Origin of the sequence: Vibrio sp. Makdt (assembly GCF_027587015.1) — a bacterium.
Taxonomy (GTDB): Bacteria; Pseudomonadota; Gammaproteobacteria; order Enterobacterales; family Vibrionaceae; genus Vibrio; species Vibrio chagasii_B.
The window spans coordinates 130103-150708 of the sequence record NZ_JAPPTH010000013.1 but is presented as its reverse complement, the minus strand read 5'-3'; the positions used below and the strand labels follow the sequence as shown (position 1 = coordinate 150708).

At 44.7% G+C, this 20606-nt stretch carries 16 protein-coding genes; 11 read left to right on the top strand and 5 right to left on the bottom strand.

What is annotated here, in order from left to right; translation table 11 throughout:
• Window positions 1-79: 79 nt before the first annotated feature.
• Both gorA and OH460_RS17015 read right to left on the bottom strand, forming a co-directional pair.
• Window positions 80-1435 (bottom strand): glutathione-disulfide reductase, encoded by a 1356-nt coding sequence (gorA, locus tag OH460_RS17020; protein ID WP_269998902.1) that lies wholly within the window; start codon window positions 1433-1435, stop codon window positions 80-82.
• Window positions 1436-1621: 186 nt separating this feature from the next.
• A complete protein-coding gene (locus OH460_RS17015) occupies window positions 1622-2461 on the bottom strand; it encodes a 23S rRNA (adenine(2030)-N(6))-methyltransferase RlmJ (protein WP_004740945.1) in 840 nt (279 codons plus the stop codon).
• A gap of 278 nt (window positions 2462-2739) precedes the next feature.
• On the opposite strand from OH460_RS17015, the gene prlC reads away from it, so the two are divergent.
• Window positions 2740-4782 (top strand): oligopeptidase A, encoded by a 2043-nt coding sequence (prlC, locus tag OH460_RS17010; protein WP_269998899.1) that lies wholly within the window; start codon window positions 2740-2742, stop codon window positions 4780-4782.
• Between the two features lie 68 nt (window positions 4783-4850).
• On the opposite strand, the gene asnC is transcribed toward prlC, so the two are convergent.
• Complete coding sequence (asnC, locus tag OH460_RS17005; RefSeq protein ID WP_008218581.1) at window positions 4851-5315, bottom strand: transcriptional regulator AsnC; 465 nt, start codon at window positions 5313-5315, stop codon at window positions 4851-4853.
• Window positions 5316-5440: 125 nt separating this feature from the next.
• Between asnC and OH460_RS17000 the strand changes: the two genes are divergently transcribed.
• The 3 genes from OH460_RS17000 to OH460_RS16990 all read left to right on the top strand — a co-directional run bounded on the left by OH460_RS17000 (window position 5441) and on the right by OH460_RS16990 (window position 10191).
• Window positions 5441-8563, top strand: a complete 3123-nt coding sequence (locus OH460_RS17000; protein WP_269998925.1) for a bifunctional diguanylate cyclase/phosphodiesterase — start codon at window positions 5441-5443, stop codon at window positions 8561-8563.
• Between the two features lie 140 nt (window positions 8564-8703).
• A complete protein-coding gene (locus tag OH460_RS16995) occupies window positions 8704-9483 on the top strand; it encodes a class I SAM-dependent methyltransferase (RefSeq protein ID WP_061033086.1) in 780 nt (259 codons plus the stop codon).
• A 141-nt stretch (window positions 9484-9624) separates the two neighbouring features.
• A complete protein-coding gene (locus tag OH460_RS16990; RefSeq protein WP_186171420.1) occupies window positions 9625-10191 on the top strand; it encodes a hypothetical protein in 567 nt (188 codons plus the stop codon).
• 116 nt (window positions 10192-10307) lie between these two features.
• Here the strand turns inward: OH460_RS16990 and OH460_RS16985 are convergent, their stop codons facing one another.
• Together OH460_RS16985 and uspA are read right to left on the bottom strand one after the other, a co-directional pair.
• Window positions 10308-11186, bottom strand: a complete 879-nt coding sequence (locus OH460_RS16985) for a carboxylate/amino acid/amine transporter (protein ID WP_269998892.1) — start codon at window positions 11184-11186, stop codon at window positions 10308-10310.
• A gap of 52 nt (window positions 11187-11238) precedes the next feature.
• Window positions 11239-11673 carry a universal stress protein UspA gene (gene uspA, locus OH460_RS16980; RefSeq protein ID WP_061033089.1) on the bottom strand — a complete coding sequence of 145 codons (435 nt, stop codon included), beginning with the start codon at window positions 11671-11673 and terminating at the stop codon, window positions 11239-11241.
• A 189-nt stretch (window positions 11674-11862) separates the two neighbouring features.
• Between uspA and ftnA the strand changes: the two genes are divergently transcribed.
• The 7 genes from ftnA to OH460_RS16945 all read left to right on the top strand — a co-directional run bounded on the left by ftnA (window position 11863) and on the right by OH460_RS16945 (window position 20200).
• Window positions 11863-12390, top strand: a complete 528-nt coding sequence (ftnA, locus tag OH460_RS16975) for a non-heme ferritin (RefSeq protein WP_008218572.1) — start codon at window positions 11863-11865, stop codon at window positions 12388-12390.
• A 68-nt stretch (window positions 12391-12458) separates the two neighbouring features.
• Window positions 12459-12782 carry a universal stress protein UspB gene (gene uspB / locus OH460_RS16970; RefSeq protein WP_061033090.1) on the top strand — a complete coding sequence of 108 codons (324 nt, stop codon included), beginning with the start codon at window positions 12459-12461 and terminating at the stop codon, window positions 12780-12782.
• A gap of 246 nt (window positions 12783-13028) precedes the next feature.
• Complete coding sequence (locus OH460_RS16965) at window positions 13029-14222, top strand: NAD(P)/FAD-dependent oxidoreductase (RefSeq protein ID WP_269998888.1); 1194 nt, start codon at window positions 13029-13031, stop codon at window positions 14220-14222.
• Between the two features lie 125 nt (window positions 14223-14347).
• Complete coding sequence (locus OH460_RS16960) at window positions 14348-15175, top strand: TnsA endonuclease N-terminal domain-containing protein (protein ID WP_269998885.1); 828 nt, start codon at window positions 14348-14350, stop codon at window positions 15173-15175.
• The gene (locus OH460_RS16955) at window positions 15144-17324 is read left to right on the top strand and encodes a transposase (RefSeq protein WP_269998883.1); all 2181 of its coding nucleotides are present in this window, start codon (window positions 15144-15146) and stop codon (window positions 17322-17324) included. Before OH460_RS16960 ends, OH460_RS16955 begins: the two co-directional genes overlap by 32 nt.
• Window positions 17314-18765 (top strand): ATP-binding protein, encoded by a 1452-nt coding sequence (locus OH460_RS16950; protein WP_269998881.1) that lies wholly within the window; start codon window positions 17314-17316, stop codon window positions 18763-18765. Before OH460_RS16955 ends, OH460_RS16950 begins: the two co-directional genes overlap by 11 nt.
• A gap of 34 nt (window positions 18766-18799) precedes the next feature.
• Window positions 18800-20200 carry a TnsD family Tn7-like transposition protein gene (locus tag OH460_RS16945; RefSeq protein WP_269998880.1) on the top strand — a complete coding sequence of 467 codons (1401 nt, stop codon included), beginning with the start codon at window positions 18800-18802 and terminating at the stop codon, window positions 20198-20200.
• The last annotated feature ends 406 nt before the right edge of the window (window positions 20201-20606 follow it).

The window sequence follows — 20606 nt, the reverse complement described above, 5'->3', positions numbered from 1 at the left end:
CGAGAACCAAGGTTCAAAGCGGGCATAAAAAAAGCAGTCCCAAGGACTGCTTTTTAAAAGTATTAACTAAAGGCGTTGATTAACGCATAGTTACGAATTCTTCGCTGCCCGTTGGGTGGATTGCCACAACAGAGTCGAAGTCTGCTTTGGTTGCGCCCATCTTCATTGCAACGCCGAAGCCTTGAATCATCTCATCAACCGTGAAGCCGATGCCGTGTAGGCCGACTACTGTCTCTTCTTCGCCAGCACATACTAGCTTCATCTTACAAGGTTGACGGTGCTTGGTTACTGCTGTGTACATCGCAGTGAAGCCCGATGTGTAAACCTTGATGTTGTCTTTGCCGTACTTCTCTTCAGCTTCTTGAGTCGTTAGACCAATAGTGCCGATAGGTGGGTGGCTGAATACAACAGTAGGAACTAGGTTGTAGTCCATTTTCGCGTTAGTTTGACCGTTGAATAGGCGCTCAGAAAGCTGACGACCTGCTTTAACCGCTACAGGAGTTAGCTCGATACCGCCTTCCATGATGTCACCAACACAGTAGATGCCAGGAACGTTAGTCGCTTGGAATTCGTCTACCTTGATGTAGCCACGGTCGTTTGTCTCAACGCCAGTTGATGCTAGGTTAATAGCGTCAGTCGCTGGGTGACGGCCGATAGCCCAGATTAGGTGGTCAACGTTTTGAGTGTTGCCATTCTCTAGGTGCAGAGTCAGCGTGCCATCCGCTTCTTTTACAACTTCTTTAGGCACAGAGTGCGTGTGAAGTGTTGGACCTTCTGCTTCCATTACTTCTACTAGCGTTTCGATGATCATTGGATCGAAGCTACGTAGTGGAGATTCTTTACGGCAGAATAGGTGTGTTTCTGTGCCAAGTGCGCTTAGAACGCCAGCGATCTCAACTGCGATGTAACCCGCGCCGATAACAGCAACGCGTTTTGGTTGCTCCATCAGCTCGAAAAAGCCATTTGAATCGATGCCGTATTCTGCACCTGGGATGTTTGGAATCGTTGGACGACCACCTACCGCGATCAGGATGTGATCTGCTGTGTAGTGTTCGCCGTTAACTTCAACCGTTTTTTCGTTAACGAACTTAGCAAAGCCTTTGATTACGTTTACTTTGTTGTTACCAAGTACGCGATCGTAAGATTGGTGGATACGACCAATGTACGCTTGGCGGTTCTCAATCAGTTTGCTCCAGTTGAACTTCTTCACTTCAACATCAAAGCCGTAGTCTTCAGAGTATAGGTTGATCGCTTCAGCGACTTGAGCGCCGTGCCACATTACCTTTTTAGGAACACAACCAACGTTTACACAAGTACCACCAAGGTCTTGAGCTTCGATAAGTGCAACTTTTGCACCGTGCATTGCCGCGCGGTTTGCTGATGCGATGCCGCCTGAACCGCCACCGATACAGATGTAATCAAAATGAGTCGCCATTACTTTCTCCATTTATTGAGGGTTGTAGTCACAGTGAGCACACTGGATACCTACGTCCTATAGATTCTAAAATTGTCTAATTATTATATTGAGGGCAGATTGGTTGAACTCAATCTCCCTGCTTGAAATTTATTCGTCCACATCACAGTCTTTTTTCTGCTTCTTGAGCTTCGATGTGCGTCGAGATTACTCAGGTACGATCCACTCTACTTTGTAGTGACCGGTTGCTGGTGCAATTGCTTCCTTCAAGAATGGAAGAATCTCGTTCATTTGGCTTTCTAGCTTCCAAGGTGGGTTGATAACAATCATGCCTGATGCTGTCATGCCACGCTCGTTGGTGTCTGGTGATACGCCAAGTTCGATCTGTAGAATCTTGTTGATGCCCAAGCTTTCTAAGCCTTCGATCATGTCTTCGATGTCACAACGGTTCACTACTGGGTACCAAATGGCGTAGATGCCGGTTGCCCAGCGCTTATGGCTTTGAGCAATGGCTGTCACTACATCACGGTACTCTTTTGCAAGCTCGTACGGTGGATCGATCAGTACTAAGCCGCGGCGCTCTTTAGGTGGAAGGCTTGCTTTTAGACGCTTAAAGCCATCTTCTTTGTAGATCGATACCTGACGATCGCGGTGGAACTCTTGCTCAAGCAGCGGGTGATCAGCTGGGTGAAGCTCGGTCAGTACCATACGGTCCTGGTCACGCAGGTGGGCACGTGCAACACGTGGCGAACCTGGGTAGTAGCGCAGCTTGTCGCCGTTGTTTAGCGTTGAGATAGACTCAAGGTAGCTTTGAATGTCTTCAGGAAGATTTTGCTGTTCCCAGACGCGAGCGATACCTTGTTTGTATTCACCGGTTTTTTCAGACCATTCATGCGTTAAGTCGTAACGACCTACACCAGAGTGAGTGTCATGGTAAACAAAAGGCTTATCCTTCTGTTTCAAAGAATTAAGAATAAGGCTCTGTACGATATGCTTTACTACGTCGGCATGATTGCCTGCGTGGAAGCTGTGGCGATAACTTAACAAATTAAACTCTCGTAACACTCTCGTTTTAGAGTGTGGTTAGTGTAGGTGGGTTAATCTGATTATTATAACCCTCAATGGACCATAAATTCTCGAACAATTCGGGGACAGTCGTCAGCTATCTGCAGTTAGTTATTGGTTCTACTATTGAAATTTGCCTTTATGGGCACTATTTAATAACTATTCGCAGGTGATTTTTTAGGGCGCTGCTTAGCCTGATGACTGTAAGACGACCTCATTACAAAAAAGACGAAAGTCTCTAACGCCAAAGGAATGTTTATATGTCTAATCCGCTATTAACCTTCACGGACTTACCTCCGTTTTCACAAATCAAACCTGAGCATGTTAAGCCAGCGGTTGAGCAAGTGATTGAAGCGTGTCGCAACAAGATAGAACAAGTACTTGAAGGTAATACTTCGCCAAGCTGGGACAACCTAGTTGCTCCAATTGAAGAAGTGGATGATCGTTTAGGCCGTGTTTGGTCACCAGTAAGCCACATGAACTCGGTTGTGAACAGTGACGAGCTGCGTGAAGCGTATGAAAGCTGTTTGCCTCTGTTGTCTGAGTACGGCACGTGGGTTGGTCAACACAAAGGTCTGTTTGAAGCGTACAAAGCGATCAAGGCGAGCGAAGCATTCTCTGGATTAAATCAAGCTCAACAAAAAACTATTACTGATGCACTGCGTGATTTCGAATTGTCGGGCATTGGCTTACCCGCTGACGAGCAACACCGCTATGGCGAGATCAGCAAGCGTCAGTCTGAACTGGGCTCTCAATTCTCAAACAACGTACTTGATGCAACCATGGGGTGGAGCAAGCAGGTCACTGATGTTGCTGAATTGGCAGGCATGCCTGAATCAGCATTGGCGGCGGCTAAAGCGGCGGCAGAAGCTAAAGAGCAAGAAGGTTACCTGCTGACTTTAGATATCCCATCATACCTACCAGTAATGACCTACTGTGATAACCAAGAGCTGCGTAAAGAGCTGTACGAAGCTTATGTTACTCGCGCTTCAGACCGTGGTCCAAACGCAGGCAAGTGGGACAACACTGAGATCATCACCGAGCAGCTTAAATTGCGTCATGAGATCGCACGTATGCTTGGCTTTGGCACTTACAGCGAGAAATCTCTGGCAACTAAAATGGCAGAGACGCCAGATCAGGTTTTAGGTTTCTTGAATGATTTAGCGGTGAAAGCGAAACCTCAAGGTGAGCGTGAAGTGGAAGAGCTGCGCCAGTTCGCTGAAAAAGAGTTTGGTGTGTCTGAGCTAGAGCTTTGGGATATCCCTTACTACAGCGAAAAACAGAAACAGCACCTTTTCCAAATCTCAGATGAAGAGCTGCGTCCTTACTTCCCTGAATCGAAAGCGGTATCGGGCCTGTTTGAAGTACTGAATCGTGTATTTGGTATGACAGTGAAAGAGCGTGAAGGCGTCGACACATGGCATGAGTCGGTACGCTTCTTTGATATCTTTGATGCTAATGGCACACTGCGTGGCAGCTTCTACCTAGATTTGTACGCTCGTGAACACAAGCGTGGTGGTGCATGGATGGATGACTGCCGCGGTCGCCGTATTACCGCTGCAGGTGAACTACAAACGCCAGTCGCTTACCTAACGTGTAACTTCAATAAACCAGTTGGCGATAAGCCTGCGCTGTTTACCCACGATGAGGTTGTGACTCTGTTCCATGAGTTCGGCCATGGTATCCACCACATGCTGACTCAAGTAGAAGCTGGCGCGGTTGCCGGTATCAATGGGGTGCCTTGGGATGCGGTTGAGTTGCCAAGTCAGTTCCTAGAAAACTGGTGTTGGGAAGAAGAGGCATTGGCGTTCATCTCTGGTCATTTCGAGACCGGTGAAGCGCTACCTAAAGAGATGCTAGAGAAGATGCTAGCGGCGAAGAACTTCCAATCAGCGATGTTTATTTTGCGTCAGCTAGAATTCGGCCTGTTCGACTTTACGCTACACACTACTTACGACCCAGAAGTGGGTGCGCGCGTACTTGAAACACTGGCTGATGTGAAGTCTAAAGTGGCAGTACTGCCAAGCCTTGATTGGAACCGTTTCTCACACAGCTTTAGCCACATCTTCGCTGGTGGTTATAGCGCGGGTTACTACAGCTACCTTTGGGCTGAAGTGCTATCAGCAGATGCGTTCTCAGCATTTGAAGAAGAGGGTATCTTCAACACTGAAACGGGTAACCGCTTCCTGAATAACATCCTAGAAATGGGTGGCAGTGAAGAGCCAATGGAGCTATTCAAACGCTTCCGTGGTCGTGAGCCGCAAATCGATGCGATGCTGCGCCATGCAGGTATCAGCGCGTAATATTGTGCTGGTTAGAATGTAAAAAGAGCCTCCTAGAGAGGCTCTTTTTGTATCTGTTTATCAAGCGACTATGGGTTCACATTACGATTGATTGGGTTTTGCAGTGAGATTAGCGTCTCGGTTGATTGCACTTCATCAATTGCCTGCAACTTATCGATCAGGACGAACTGCAGCTCTTCAATCGACTTACACATCAACTTAACGAAAATATTGTAGGCACCAGTGGTGTAGTAGGCTTCAACTACTTCATCTAGAGCATTCAGTTTGGCGATTGCCGAGTGGTAATCTTTGGCTGCATTCAGGTTGATACCAATAAAGCAACATACGTCGTAACCTAGCTTTTTCGTGTTTACCACCACCTCGGTACGCTCAATAATGTCGGCCGATCTCATTTTCTCGATACGGACGTGAATAGTCGCAGGGCTTACGTCAAACTGCTTGGCCATCTCGGCGTAAGGCGTACGAGCATCTTCCATCAAGGTTTTCAGAATGGCACGGTCTAGGTCATCGAGACGAGCGGTGGTTGTGGACATGCGTAACCCTTAGATTTAATGAAAATATATCGGCTAGAGTACATATCATAGCCAAGGGTGATAATATTAGCAGCAACAATGGTGTTAGGGTGAATTCAGTGCGATTTTGGGTGTTATTTATTGCGATGTGTTGGAGCGTATTCGCTTCGGCGCAGACAAAAGATGTATTGGTTATCCACTCCTACCATCAAGGTTTTTTCTGGACGGATGATTTCCATAAAGGGTTATCCGAAGAACTCGATCGCGACGGGTTGTCTTACCGCGTCGTTTACCTCGACAGCAAACGCTCTCAAAATCCTGAATACCTAGAGCGCGTGTACCAGCTTTACCACACCAAATTAATGCACGAAGAGTTTGCAGCGGTTGTGGTGAGTGATAACAACGCCCTAAACCTGATGAAGCGTTTAGCGTCAGATCTCGATGGAACCCCGGTCATCTTTGGTGGCATCAACAACTTCTCTCCTAAAATGATCGAAGGTTTGAACGCAACCGGTATCACTGAAGACATCGATCTGGTTGGTAACATCGAACTGATCAAGCGCCTCCAGACGACCGTGAAAAAAGTCTACATGGTGACCGATCATTCGGTGACTGGTGAGGCCATTCGTGCGCAAATCGATCTGTTTATTGAAACTAACCCTCAATTTGCAGATTTGATTGAACATTATGTTCCAGACTCATACCAAGAATTGACGACTTTCTCGCAGCGTGCAGACCTAGGGAAAAGCTTGCTGTTTTGGGCGTATTACCGAGATGCGAAAGGTGAAGTGAGCAGTGATGAAGATTGGCGACAACTGAACATTAAAACGCAAATGCCGCTGTATATGGTGCACGACTTAGGCCTAGGTTTTGGGGCCATTGGCGGGGTGATTCAAAGCGGTGAAACTCAAGGGCGTAACACTGGGCGCGTTTTGTTGCAGGTGTTGGCGAATCCTAATGACCCGTTACCTCCTGTAGTCGCTGGTGCACCGGAGATTAAGCTCGACTATCAACAAATATCGCGTTGGGATCTCGGCGCTGAGAATGAAGCTGCAGTGACATTCCTCAACAAGCCTAAGTCTTTCCTGACGCGCTACCGCGATGAAATTCGCACCATAGGTTTAATGTTCCTTGGTATGTCGTGCGTGATCGCCACCTTGGTGTATTACCTCAACCGTCTTAAGAAAAGCGAACGTGCAAGCCGCCAAAGCCAACGACTGTTGGAGTCGATATTCGACCAGAGCCTTCAGTTTATGGGCATTATCGACAAAGACGGTGTATTGCTGTCAAGTAACAGCAAGCTGCATGAACTGCTCTACAATCAGGGCTATAAGCTAGGAACACCTTTACAAGAACATCAGCACTGGGAAGATTCTGCCAGTGAGGTGTTGAAAGAGTATTTTGTTGAGCGAGATGATCACCCATCTTTGCGCTTTGAAGCTGAGGTTTGGTGCCGAGATCGCGGTGCCATGGTATTGGATATCTCATTAAAGCCGATGCCGGGTAGTGAAGAAGGTGATATTCAGTTCTTGTTTGAGGCGCGCGATGTGACTTCACGTAAGCTGGCTGAGAATAAACTATTCCAGCGAGAAGCGAACCTAAAGCTCTATTACGACAAGCAACCCGTAATGATGATTACCTTGGATGGTAACAACCGCATCCAACAAGTGAACCAGTTTGCCGAAGAGCTGCTTGGTTACCCATTGGATGAACTTTTAGGTCATCGTCCTAGAGAGTTCTACGTCGATGAGAACGCGATGATTCCACGTCATATCTTGTTGCAACCACAGCATAAGATTCGTGGTGTCTGGCGTCGTGATATTGAATATCGTCATGCTGATGGCAGTACGATCTGGATTCGAGAAAATATTCGTCCGCTGGTGGAGTCTGATCAGTTGTTGATTGTGGGTGAAGACATCACCGAGACACATGAGCTTTCTGAAAAATTGGAGTATCAGGCGCGCTATGACTTGCTGACTGATACCTTTAACCGCAACCACTTTGAGCAAGAACTGCAAAAGGCACTCAAAGAAGTTGAGAGCCACATGCGTACCCACGCAATGCTGTTCTTAGACCTAGACCAGCTGAAAGTACTGAACGATACCGCCGGGCATGAAGCGGGCGATGCTGCGATCTTGTTTAGCGCGCAGTTATTGGAAGAGGTACTGCCATACAATGCGGTATTGGCGCGTATGGGTGGTGACGAGTTTGCGGTACTCATCAAAGACTGTACTGAGCGAGATGCGGTGAATGTGTGTCGCAGTATTATCTCGATGATGGGCGACAATCCATTCTTGTGGGATGACATCCGACTCAATTTAACCTGCTCTATCGGTATTCGATTGATTGACCATACCGCGGCTTCACCACAAATGGTGCATGCTCAGGCAGACGCGGCATGTCATGCAGCCAAAGAGGAAGGACGTAACCGCTATCACCTTTACCATCAAGATGATGAAGACTTGCGTCGACGTCACCTAGAGATGGAGTGCGTCAATTTAGTACATGAAGCTTTAGCTAATGATCGCTTGGAGTTGTTTGCACAGCGTATTTTAGGCTTAGATGAAGACAGTGACAAAATGCACTTCGAGATCTTGGTCCGCATTAAGAACGTCGATGGGGAATACATCTCTCCTGGGATCTTCATGCCAGCTTCTGAGCGCTACAACATTGCGCATTTGATTGACCGCCAAGTGATCGGTCAAACATTGAGTTGGTTAGAGCAACGCCCACATCTGATTGATGATTTAGGGATGTGTTCTATCAACCTTTCTGGTCACTCGATGGGTAACCGGGAGTTTGTTGAGTTCTTGATTGAAAGCTTGAGTAACTCGCCGATTCCGTGTCATAAGATCTGCTTAGAGATCACCGAAACAGCGGCGATGAGTAACATGAAACAGGCGATCAAGTTCTTCACTCGAATTAAAGACCTAGGTTGTATGATTGCGCTCGATGACTTCGGGTCTGGGTTATCGTCGTTTGGTTACTTGAAGAAGCTGCCAGTCGATATCGTTAAGATCGATGGCTTGTTCGTGCGTGATATTGATGTCAATGAGATGGACCATGTGATGGTTCGCTCTATCAATGATCTAGCCAAGCAGATGGGTAAGCACACCGTGGCTGAGTTCGTTGAAAACACCCAGATCATCGACAAGCTGATTGAGCTTGGTGTGAACTATGCACAGGGCTACATCATTGGCCGACCTAAGCCGCTTGCTGAGCTGGTTGATGAGCTTCAGCAAGAGCGAGTGCTAGAAAATGCAAACTAACTAGGCCTTGTGTACGGGCCTTGTTTTAATCTCGCTACTTTCGGTGCTAATAGTTTGCACCGCTAATATGTATTGTTGAGGCAATCAGGTAAACTGGTTGCCTCTTTTGTTTTTAATACTACTGTCTGTTGGAGACGACCTTGCAACTACAACTGATTTGCGAAGATGCTACCCAAATCGATCATCTGAATGACTTAGCGACCCGTTGGAATTTATCTCACGATGAAAACAGCGAATTTGCTTTGGTGCTGACTAGCGAGCGACTTGAGCTGCGCAAAGTAGACGAGCCCAAACTAGGCGCTATCTTCGTTGATTTAGTTGGCGGCGCGGTTGGTCATCGACGTAAGTTTGGTGGTGGCAAAGGCCAAGCTATCGCCAAGGCGGCAGGTTTAAATAAAGGCGCTACGCCAACCATTCTTGATGGTACGGCTGGCCTAGGGCGCGATGCATTTGTACTGGCTTCTCTAGGTTGTAAGGTGCAGATGGTCGAGCGTCACCCTGTTGTTGCAGCGCTGCTTGATGATGGATTACAGCGTGCGCAGCAAGACCCTGATATCGGTGGCTGGGTTAGCGAACGTATGAAGTTGATTCACGCTTCAAGCCACGATGCGCTGGATAAACTTAGTGACGATCCTAACTTTGAGCAACCGGATGTGGTGTATCTAGATCCAATGTACCCACACCCAGAGAACAAAAAGAAATCGGCTCTAGTCAAAAAAGAGATGCGCGTATTCCAATCTTTGGTCGGTGCAGACTTAGATGCTGATGCTCTATTGGCACCTGCGATGAAGCTCGCATCAAAGCGAGTTGTCGTCAAAAGACCCGATTATGCGGCTTGGTTAGATGAGCAAAAACCGAGTATGGCGATCGAAACCAAAAAGAACCGTTTTGACGTGTATGTGAAAGCATCAATGACTTAATTGAAGCATCAATAACTTAGATACACGCTAAGAAAATTTCCCGTCATAAATACGATAAATTGCTATTTAACACTTGCGATAGTCGCGTTACGGATGTATATCTAACTAAGAATCATTATTATTCTTAGCTGGAGTTGCAGCATGGCTAAACGCTTTTGTAAGTTAAACCGTCGAGATATTACCGAACACCTAGGCGAGATCCACAGCTTGGTTACTGAACCTAAGTTTGTGTGTCGCTCTTGTGCACGTTCATCGGCGGACGAAGCGAACCTATGCAAACCAACAGCAATCCCACCGCTTGGCTGCCAGAATAAGCCGATTGAAGAAAAGGCGGCTTGTGGTCTGTTAGCCGAAACGCTACCAAAGCCTGAAGTCACCTTGGCAGAGGTCCCAGATTCATCAGTACAACTGTTTGACCCAGCCGCTGCTCTTGGAGACGCAGACAAACAAGCGTCACCGAAAAAAGCCAAACTGAAAAAACGCATTGCTAACGCGAGTGGTGATGAGAAATCAGAACTGAAGCGAGCGAAGAAAGCGGCTAAGAAACAAGAGAAATACAATAAGAAGCTGGCGAAGATGATTAAGAAGCAGCAAAAGCTGTTTAAGAAAAGCCAGAAGCTGGAAAGTGAATTGGAACGCATCAATCTACGACTTGATGATGTAGCCTTCACGGAAAACCAGGCTGTGGTTGTGAATCACATTCACTAACACCAGCTGTTGAACATTATTCAACATGTTAGCCAGATCTAAAAAGAGCGACCTTAGGTCGCTCTTTTGCTTTTTGTCTCCGAAGAGCACTTGGCCGCGCTGGCGCATAAAAATTGTTAGGCGTTGGCCGCCGATCTCGCGACACGCTTTTTCACCCACGTCTCATTCACGATGAGAGAAAGCAAGATAACCCCGCCGCCAATCGATAGTCGTACCAAATCAACGTCTCGGTTCCAGATCAGGATGTTCACCACCAAACCAGCAGGCACCAACACGTTATTCATTACGGCAAGTGCACCTGCGTTTACCATGCATGCACCTTTGTTCCACATAAAGTAACCCAACCCAGAAGCAATTAAGCCTAGGTAGATAAGGATTCCCCATTGAAGTGAAGTGGTTGGTAGTTTTTCAGGGTTGCCTAGAAGCATGAACGCAACCGAAGCAACGCACAGAGCGCCGAGGTAGAAATAGTCAAATACCGTATGTTGAGGAAGCTCTGTTGATTCCTTCTCCATCACCACTTTGTAGCCCACCTGACCAATCGCAAAGCAGAGGTTTGCGCCTTGTACGACTAGGAAGCCCACTAAAAAGTTGTCGTTGATGCCGGCGAACTTAATGAATACCGCGCCTAATACCGCAATCGCAGCCGTGACTAAGTACCAAGGTGAGAATTGCCCTTTGAGGAAGTCATAAATCAGCGTGACATAGATTGGAGTAAAGACGGTAAATAGCAGCACTTCCGGTACGGATAGTAGCAAGAAAGATTGGTAATAGAAGCAGTACATCAGGCCAAGCTGAATACCACCAATTGCCATCAATTTACCGATCAATTTCCCAGGGATACCACGGAATTTCAGGAAAGGAAGAAACACGATACCTGCCAGAGCAACACGCATCAGAACAGAGAACCAAGAATCAACCTGACCAGCAAGGTAGACGCCGATCAGGCTAAAAGAGAAGGCCCATAGGAGGGTAACACCAGCTAAATAGCTCATAGTAAAACTTCGTTAATAAGATATGAGCTGTATGTTACCTAACCTTAAATCATTAGTCTTCTGAATCTCTTAGAGGCACGACCAGCATATCCACCGGAGAGGCGTTGATCAGTTGTCGTGTTGAAGAGAGCAGCTTGCTCCAAAAATCTTGATGGTGCCCACACACCACTAAATCAACGTTGTATTCGGTGATGGTATCGCACAACTCATGGCTCAAATCGCCGCTACCCACAAGCGTGTGAGTGATCGGGTATTGAGCATGCTCTGCAAAGTTTTGTAGCTGAATACGAGACGCTTCCATCGCGTTGTGTTGGGTCTCTGCCATGTTGATGTCAATCAGCCCGGTATAGAGCTCGGCATAGTTAATATCGATATGGATAAAAGAGACTTTGGCTTCTAATGGCTTTGCCAATGCTACCGCTTTATCCACAATTAATTTGCTGTCATCTGATAAATCGACCGCGACCAAAATATGTTTGTAACTCATATCGCTACCTCCTTTATTCATTGTCTGATTAAAGATTAGCACTATGCGATGCCTTTTTTTGCTGAAGTGATCTCATATCCATCGTCTTGCGTAGTGAAGGTTCGAAATATCGGTTAACTAATGGTCAGCGAGATATTAATAAAATAGTGATATAGTAAAGAAAATTGAGGATGTACTTAGGAGTCTTAAATGCTGTCAAAAACTATGGTTGAGCAACTGAACGATCAAATTAATCTAGAATTTTTCTCATCCAATCTATACTTACAAATGAGTGCTTGGTGTGAAGACAAAGGATTTGAAGGTGCAGCAGAGTTTCTGCGTGCTCATGCGGTAGAAGAAATGGAACACATGCAGCGTCTTTTTACTTACGTAAGTGAAACAGGTGCAATGCCAATTCTGGGTGCGATTGAAGCACCAAAACATGAATTTGAAAGCCTTGGCGCAGTATTCCGTGAAACCTACGAACACGAGCAGATGATTACTGAAAAGATCAATAAGCTGGCTCACGTTGCTTTCAGCACACAAGACTACTCAACCTTTAACTTCCTGCAATGGTACGTTGCAGAGCAACACGAAGAAGAGAAGTTGTTTAAAGGTGTATTGGATAAGCTAGAGCTTGTTGGTGAAGACGGTAAAGCACTGTTCTTTATTGATAAAGACTTAGCGCAATTGGCAAAAGATGGTTCATCTTCAATCATGGATGCTCCTGCAGTCTAGGCTGTAAGAAAAAGACTCTGATTATCTTTTTCTTTTGAGTTTTCCTTTGAAGATGTAGGGAGGAAAGGATGATCAGCGGCGACACTATTCTATTTGCACTAATGGTTGTGACTTGTGTGAACTGGGCGCGTTATTTTACTGCGCTAAGAACACTCATCTATATTATGCGAGAAGCACATCCTCTACTTTATCAACAAGTAGACGGAGGTGGGTTCTTCACAACTCATGGCAATATGACCAAACAAGTTCGCTTGTTTAGTTACATCAAAAGCAAAGAGTACCACCATCACCACGACGAAGTGTTCACTTCCAAGTGTGATCGTGTAAGACAGTTGTTCATACTCTCTTCTGCTCTGCTGGGTGTGACGTTATTGTCTGCGTTTATCGTTTAGGTGGGCGATACGTGTGATTAGAGCGTAGGTTGTTCGTTTGGCGAGCTTAGCAATGTTAGACAAGCTTCTCGCGCAATAGCAGCTGGCTGAGATTTGTACGATTGAACACCAATTGCAAAGTTTAAAATTGCCGCTAAAATAGCGAGCAATTAGTAAGGATGTGCTGTTAACGCACATCCTTTTTTATTGATGGCATTTTGAGAACAGGGCGTACTCGGAATGCAAAGTGAAGAAAGCAGAGCCACAATGAGTGAAAAATTTGATGTAATCGTGATTGGTGCGGGCGCCGCAGGCTTAATGTGTGCCGCGGAAGCTGGTAAACGCGGCCGACGAGTGCTGGTGGTTGATCATGCGAAAAAGCCAGGCAGAAAAATTTTAATCTCAGGTGGTGGCCGCTGTAACTTCACTAATTACGATGTATCAGCGAACAACTTCCTGTGTAATAACCCTCACTTCGTAAAGTCGGCTTTGTCTCAATACACCAACTGGGATTTCATCTCTATGGTGAGTAAGTACGGCATTGAGTTCGAAGAGCGTGATCATGGGCAGCTGTTCTGTGTGAATGACCATACCGCAAAAGACATCGTCAGCATGCTGCTTGAAGAGTGTCAGCAAGCGAAAGTCGAACAGCGCTACCGATGCGATGTTCATTCCATCGAAAAGACCGATTCTGGCTTCAAAATGCACCTCAATACCGATCAAGTTGAGTGTGACTCATTAGTGGTGGCGACCGGTGGTTTGTCGATGCCTAAACTGGGCGCCACGCCATTTGGCTACAAGATTGCCGAGCAGTTTGGTTTGTCTGTGATGCCAACTACGGCAGGCTTAGTACCGTTCACGCTACATAAAGAAGACAAAGAAGATTTCGCTGAGCTTTCTGGTATCGCGATTCCTGCGGAGATCACGGCGCAAGATGGTACTTTGTTTAAAGAAGCGCTGCTGTTTACGCACCGCGGTCTATCTGGCCCTTCTGTACTGCAAATCTCTTCATTCTGGAAAGCGGGTCAGTCGGTTTCGATTAATCTAGCACCAGAAGCGGATGTGACTGAGTTGTTGGCGAACTCTCGTGAGAAGCATCCAAATCAGAGCTTAAAGAACACATTGGCAAAAGTATTACCTAAGCGTTTTGTTGAGGTATTGATTGACCGTAAAGAGCTGGAAGACAAACCGCTTAAGCAGTTCAACGAAAAGCAGCTTAATGGCATTGTTGAGCACCTAGAGAACTGGAAAATCGCCCCCAATGGTACTGAAGGCTATCGTACTGCGGAAGTTACGCTCGGTGGTGTTGATACCGATCACCTGTCATCCAAAACCATGGAATGTAAGAACATCAAAGGCTTGTTCTTCATTGGCGAAGTGATGGATGTAACTGGCTGGCTTGGTGGTTACAACTTCCAATGGTGTTGGAGTTCAGGCTTTACTGCTGGTCAGTGGGTGTAGCTAATGTTTTGGAACAATAAAGTTTGTACACTGTCGATAAAGTTTGTACAAAGCTCCATTTTGGAATAATAAAGTTTGTACACTCGGCTATAATATATTGTATCGAATTGGATTGAGTATATGTTGTGGCTGGACGAAGAAAACTTGAGAAGCTTGCCGACTTCAAGCGAGCTTTGAAACAGAATTATGGTTTAGGTGAGGGAGCCACTTATACGCCTTGGATAAGAGTTCAAGATGTTAAATCTCATGGTCATAGCGGTAAGATTGAAGGAATAAAATCAGGGCGAAGTCACCATACCCTATCGGAACAAGAATCGTGTTTTTTCTACTTGGCTGAGTTTTCGGATTCAGTTATAGATATTCGGGAGCAATTTCCTTTGCTTCCTCTCTCCCTCTCATTAAAAATCGCTCAATCACTTGGTATTGAGCACCCTAAACACCCTGTCACCAAAGATCCGATCATCATGACCTCCGACTTCCTTTTAACCTGTAGTGATGGTCAAAGGGTTTGGTATGAAGCTGTATGTGTTAAACCAAGAGAAAAACTGTCAGACACAAGAACAGCCGAAAAACTAGATATAGAGCGTGTGTGGTGGGAGTTGCTTGGCGTCCCTTTTCACATATTTTACCTATCGGAGCTTAATCAGATTAAGTCCAAGAATATTCAATGGATTACAGACGCTAAACGCAAGAAGTACCCATCAACACCGAATGAATTTAGATATATGGCTAAACGTCTGTTGACGATGGGAACTATGCAATTGGATGAAATCTGTGAAACATTTTCTCATGAAATTGGCATTTCGCAAGATGATGCATTGATGTTGTTAAAGTCTCTGTTGGCTGACAAAGAAGTAACAGTTGACCTGTCTCGCCCTATCGTCCTATCAGGGATGATTGAAATCATGGAAATCAAGATAGATGGAACTTCAAAGCAACATGCAGCAAGTTGAGTTAAATAGTGTTTGGCAAATTGAAAGCTTGGATGGTCTCAATGATGGCCTATACCGAGTCTTACAGCAGTATACCGTGGGTCGTATTATCATCTTGTTTCCGTTGGTCGAATCAAAGGCTTTGCAACGGCCAATCAAACTAGCTTTTGATCTTTTTAGTGAGGCAATCAAACTTGGTAAAGCTCTGCAAAGTCTATATGAATTGCCTTATTACCAATTGCAATCTGAAGATGATATTTCAGAGAGTCATCTCGCCAAAAGAAATGAGAAATACTCACTGATCGTAGACTTAGTTTCTTCTTCTGATTTTTTGCTCAATCTAGTTGACCAACCTCGCAGCACCTTGGTTTCTCAGCACGCAAAGGCGAACAATACATATGTGCAGAATATATATAGAGCACTGAATCTCTACTGGAAGTATGGCCAAGAGAGAAATGCACTTCTACCAAGCTACAAGAACTCAGGAGGGAGAGGGAAAGCTAGGGCTGCTGGTAAGGTAAAACGTGGCTCACCAGTACAGTTATCAACTCCTAGTATCGATGCTCCTATAGGTGTGAATACTACCGAAGCTGATAAGGCTTTGTTTCTAAAAGCAATGAAGCGGTTCGGTCTCAAAGGAGAAAAAATCCGATACAGCCGAGTCTATGACAAAATGCTCAAAGAATACTATGCAGATGAATTAATCGTTTCGGAATCTGAGTCTAGAGATGCAAGAGTGCCAAATTATAGAGCATTTGTTTATTGGGTTAAGAAACTAATCCCAGCACATACATTAATTCGTAAGCAGACGAATCAGGGGGATTTTGAACGAAATAGACGTAGTTTGAAGGGGGCTGCGACTGATCACACAGAAGTTCCTGGTAGTTGCTTTGAACTTGATGCAACGGTTTTAGATGTTCATATTGTTTCGGACTTTCAGAGGAATCATGTTTTAGGTAGACCAACAGTTTACTGTGTGGTGGATAAAGAGAGCCGGATGATTGTTGGGCTTCATGTTTCAATGGAGTACGCTTCATGGAGAGCGGGACGACAGGCTTTAATTAACAGTTTTACTTCAAAGAAGGGGTATTGTGCTGAGTTTGGTATTGAAATAGATGAAACTGATTGGCCTTGTCATCACATCCCTCAGCGGCTGCTTTGTGATCGAGGTGAGTTCATTTGCAAAGGTGCCGAGAACCTCGCGGTACCACTGATTGGTCACTTGAGTATTGCGCCGCCTTACCGAGCTGAGTTGAAAGGGATAGTTGAGCATCGTTTCAATATTTTGAATGAAAAGTTGGTTCATGAGCTGTTGGGGACAACTAAGGGACGACACTACATTAGAGGTGATAGGGACCCGAGATTAGATGCTGCATTAACACTTAGGGACGTAACTAAGCTACTTATTGATGCAGTATTGGAGCATAACAGCTCAATATTTAAAGACTTGGCCAAGCAGAGCACGTTACTTATAGAATCAGGACTTCCTCCAACCCCCTTTAATTATTGGAATCTACATGTGAAAGCGCATAAGCATGCTTTGAGTAGAGCAGATGAAGCGCATGTTCGCGCTCGCCTTTTACCTGCAACTAAAGTAACCATGACGGGTAAAGGTATTAGACTCAATGACCAAATGTACTATGACTCGGGTCATCCTAGTTTTGATAATTGGAAGGTCATTGCTAGAAATCATGGGTCATGGCCTCTCGATGCACTGATTGATCATGACAACTCTAGCTTTATATATGTCAGGCTTGAAGAAGAAAGCGGTTTTACACGGTGTAAGTTGATGAAGGAATCAGCTAACTTTTCCCATAGGCACCAAGCAGATATTTTGTATTTTGAAGATTGGATTAAATTAGAGCAGAAAAAAGCCAGACCAACAGCGAAGTCGATAGAGCGTCACCAGAGAAGAAATCAGACTATCCAAAATGCAAAAGAGGAAGCAGCATTAGCTCCATCACTTAGCTCAAAATCTGAGAGAACAAAGGGAATGAAAGCGAGAAGGCGGGAAGCGATTCTCGCACAAAGACTTGAGGATGGTGACACTCAATCTAGTCTGACAGAGCAGAATATGGAATCTGGCTCATCGGGTGAGTATATTGATAATAAAAAGAAAAAAGTAATATCGATGCTAAAGCGAAAAAAGGTTAATGATAATGAGATGTGAAAACGCTAGCTACCATGAAGCCATTTTGCCAGAGCACCGAGGTAACCCTTTAATCGAAGCGTTACCACCCAAAGTGGGTGATTCTGAATTAGTTATAAAGTTGAGTAATTATCCTGACAGAAACCTTGATGAAACGAAATTAGAAGAGATTGAAAGGTTAGAGTACCTTACTCGATTGAAAGAGCTGAGGCAGCCTCTTCCACTCTATTTGGATGTCTTTAGGGCTATTGAAATGGCGATTAAGGAGGGATATTCAGCAAAAAACCCATTGTCACCAACGACGATGAATTATCTTCATTACTCATCTGATAGCCGCCCTGATGTTGAACCGAGAACAGGTTTTTTTAAACCGAAGGGCAGCGGTATAACAATCATCGGTGAAAGCGGTGTAGGAAAGACATGCATGCTTGAACAAGTGCTCAATTGCTTTCCAGATGTCATCGAACACCGATATTACCAGAATAAAGTATTAGCAATTCCGCAAGTTGTTTGGATTAAAGTAGATTGTCCTGATGACTCAAGTGTGAAGGGACTCTGCCATCGCATCTTAGAGCAAATAGATCAAAAACTAGGACACCCTCCAACAAAACCTGCGGGGACGATAGCTCTTTTACTTCAACAAATTGAATCAAAAATGAAGTCAAATTTCCTCGGGATTTTGGTTATTGATGAAATGCAAAACCTAAACCTTGCTAAAGCAGGCGGTGCCGATCGACTTTTAGGCTTTTTGCATAACTTAGTTAACAATTTAGGTATTCCGATACTTTTCTGTGCAAATCCTCCGTTCGATGAACTTCTCAGCAAGAGTTTTAAATCAGCGCGACGAGCGGAAAGTAGTGGCTATTTCGATGTAGAACTAATGACGAATGATGAAGAGTGGGAATTGTTCGTGGATGAACTTTGGTGTTTACAGTGGACGAATGTTGAAACGCCGTTGTCCCCAAGTTTGAACAATAAACTATACTCACTGTCTGCTGGTAATATGGATTTGGCTGTTCGAGTTTATTATTCAGCTCAAAAGGCAATTATTGGTTCTTCAGATGAGAGGATTACTGAAGAGGTTCTTGATCTTGGAGCAAGTATTGCTATACGGGCAACGAAAAATCTCACAGAAGAAATGAGAAAGAAACACGCGATTTCTATCCTAAAAAGAAATCGAAAAGATGGTCATACTGAACCGAACAGCCATCGGCGTGAAGATGTTTCAACGAAAGAAGTAATCAATACCAAATCTAAAACGGTAACGATACCAGGAGACTTGACTCGTCCACATCATCCTGAATTCATTGGCGAACTAACGGAACTTGTTTTTTCAGAGGGTTTGAGTGGTCGGATATTAGATACTAATCTGATCCAGAGGGCTTCTCAGGATAGTGACCCACTTGAAAGCCTAAGGGCTTCGGGTGTTTTGTGTGACGACCCATTGGAGACGTTTAGTTAGAATTTAGCTGTATGGCGAACCTATCGGAGGTGATATGCGTTTACCTGATGCATTACCTGATGAGCTACTGTTTAGTCGAATGATTAGATATTGCAATGTAGGTGCGGTTCCCATATCTGAATTTCTCAAAAGCGTATACGGAGACCATAGAGCAAGTATTAACCCAATACTTACTGCAGGTTTAAGTTCGCTTTCAAGTCTGTACAATGAGAACAAGAATGACCTGCTAATGGGGCAAACACTTGCTCCATTGTTTATGCATTATTACCCGCAATACAAAGCCAAATTATCAGAAGCTATATTCTCAACGGATAATTATTCGGCGATTCGTTTAAGCCAGCTCTCGTGCGTGAGAGAACATAGCGAATTAACTCTCAAACTGTGCCCAGTCTGCATTCAAGAAGATATCAGACAATTTGGAGTGGCTTATTGGCATCGAGTTCATCAAATACCTGCTATCGGATCTTGTTGTGATCATCAGCAGCAACTAGTGCATGTTCGCCTTCCTAAACGATTAAAGTTAGCAGTTGGGTATCCTTCTTCTTTTGAAACCGAGTATCACGAAAGTAGCGATGAAAGTTTTCGTTTGGCGCAGTTTTCTCGGCAAGTACTTCGAGAACAATCAAATAATATTTCTACATTTAGGTCGGCTAGTTACTCAGAAAAATTATCGAATCTTGGCTATGTGACCAAGGGTGGTCGAATTCGCAGGGTAAAGTTACTCTCTGATTTTTATTCTTTTACAAGCCAATTACATTTTCTATCTTCAGACGTTCTACCATCATCCGAATCGGATTATAAGTACATTACCAATTTGCTGTATAACCAGTATTCACAGCATATTTTTAAGTATTTGATATTTGAATACTGGTTATCAAAGCAGAAGATAAGGGCTAAAACAACACCAGAAGTACGTAGTGAAGGTCGTGTCGTTAGTATCTCTAGCGTAGAACAAGAATGTTTGTCGTTGTTAAAAGAAGGATTACCAATTTCTTCAATAAGTAAGCAAACTGGCAAGAGTAGAACTTATGTGAAGTCGGTCGCTTACTCGTCGGATATGGAAGATTTGTTTGAGCCTATTAAGTTAAAAGCATCCGTCAGAGAGCAAGTTATTGCTCTTGCATGGAAAGGTTTCCATCGTTCTGTGATCGCCAAATGTGTATCTGTATCAACAGGAAGTGTCGAAATGTTGATTTCTAGCGTAAATGGGTTGGTTAAGTGGAGACGGCAGTGTAAGCATGAATCGAAACGGCGACGCTACAAATCTCAGATACTTCGATACCGACACAATGACCCGTTAAAGATTAGAAAAGAGATAAAGCGAGATTGTAATGCAGCGTTTTACTGGCTATATCTTCATGAACCAGAATGGCTTGAGTCAGTACTACCTAAGCCTTCTCAACCACATCCGAATCCTCGGACTAAGCAGAAATGACCCTCTTCTGAATCTTGCGCTATCGGTTACACCGAGCTCAGTGTAGTGGCTAAGCTAGTCTAGCCAATAATTTGCGTGTTTAACCTATTATAGGTTATCTAAAATTTTGACAGTTGTCGTTCCATCGTAGCTCGAAAATGTCCAGAGGTGTGCCAGAGCCGATCACGATAAACAAATTCTAGTACTCAATGTTGCAAGAGGGTCTGCAATATTTGCCTGAGCGAGGAGAGTGTTCAGTTGTTGCTAAATCACAACAGCTACCACCGACTCCAAGTGTGCAACAGCCTGTTGCACAGAACAGTCAGAATCAAAATGTCCATAGTGCGCTTCGAATAAGGTTCTACATTACGGCTAGTAGCCCATTATGCTATAAATTGTCTAAACTCATTTTTGAATCGAGAAACGA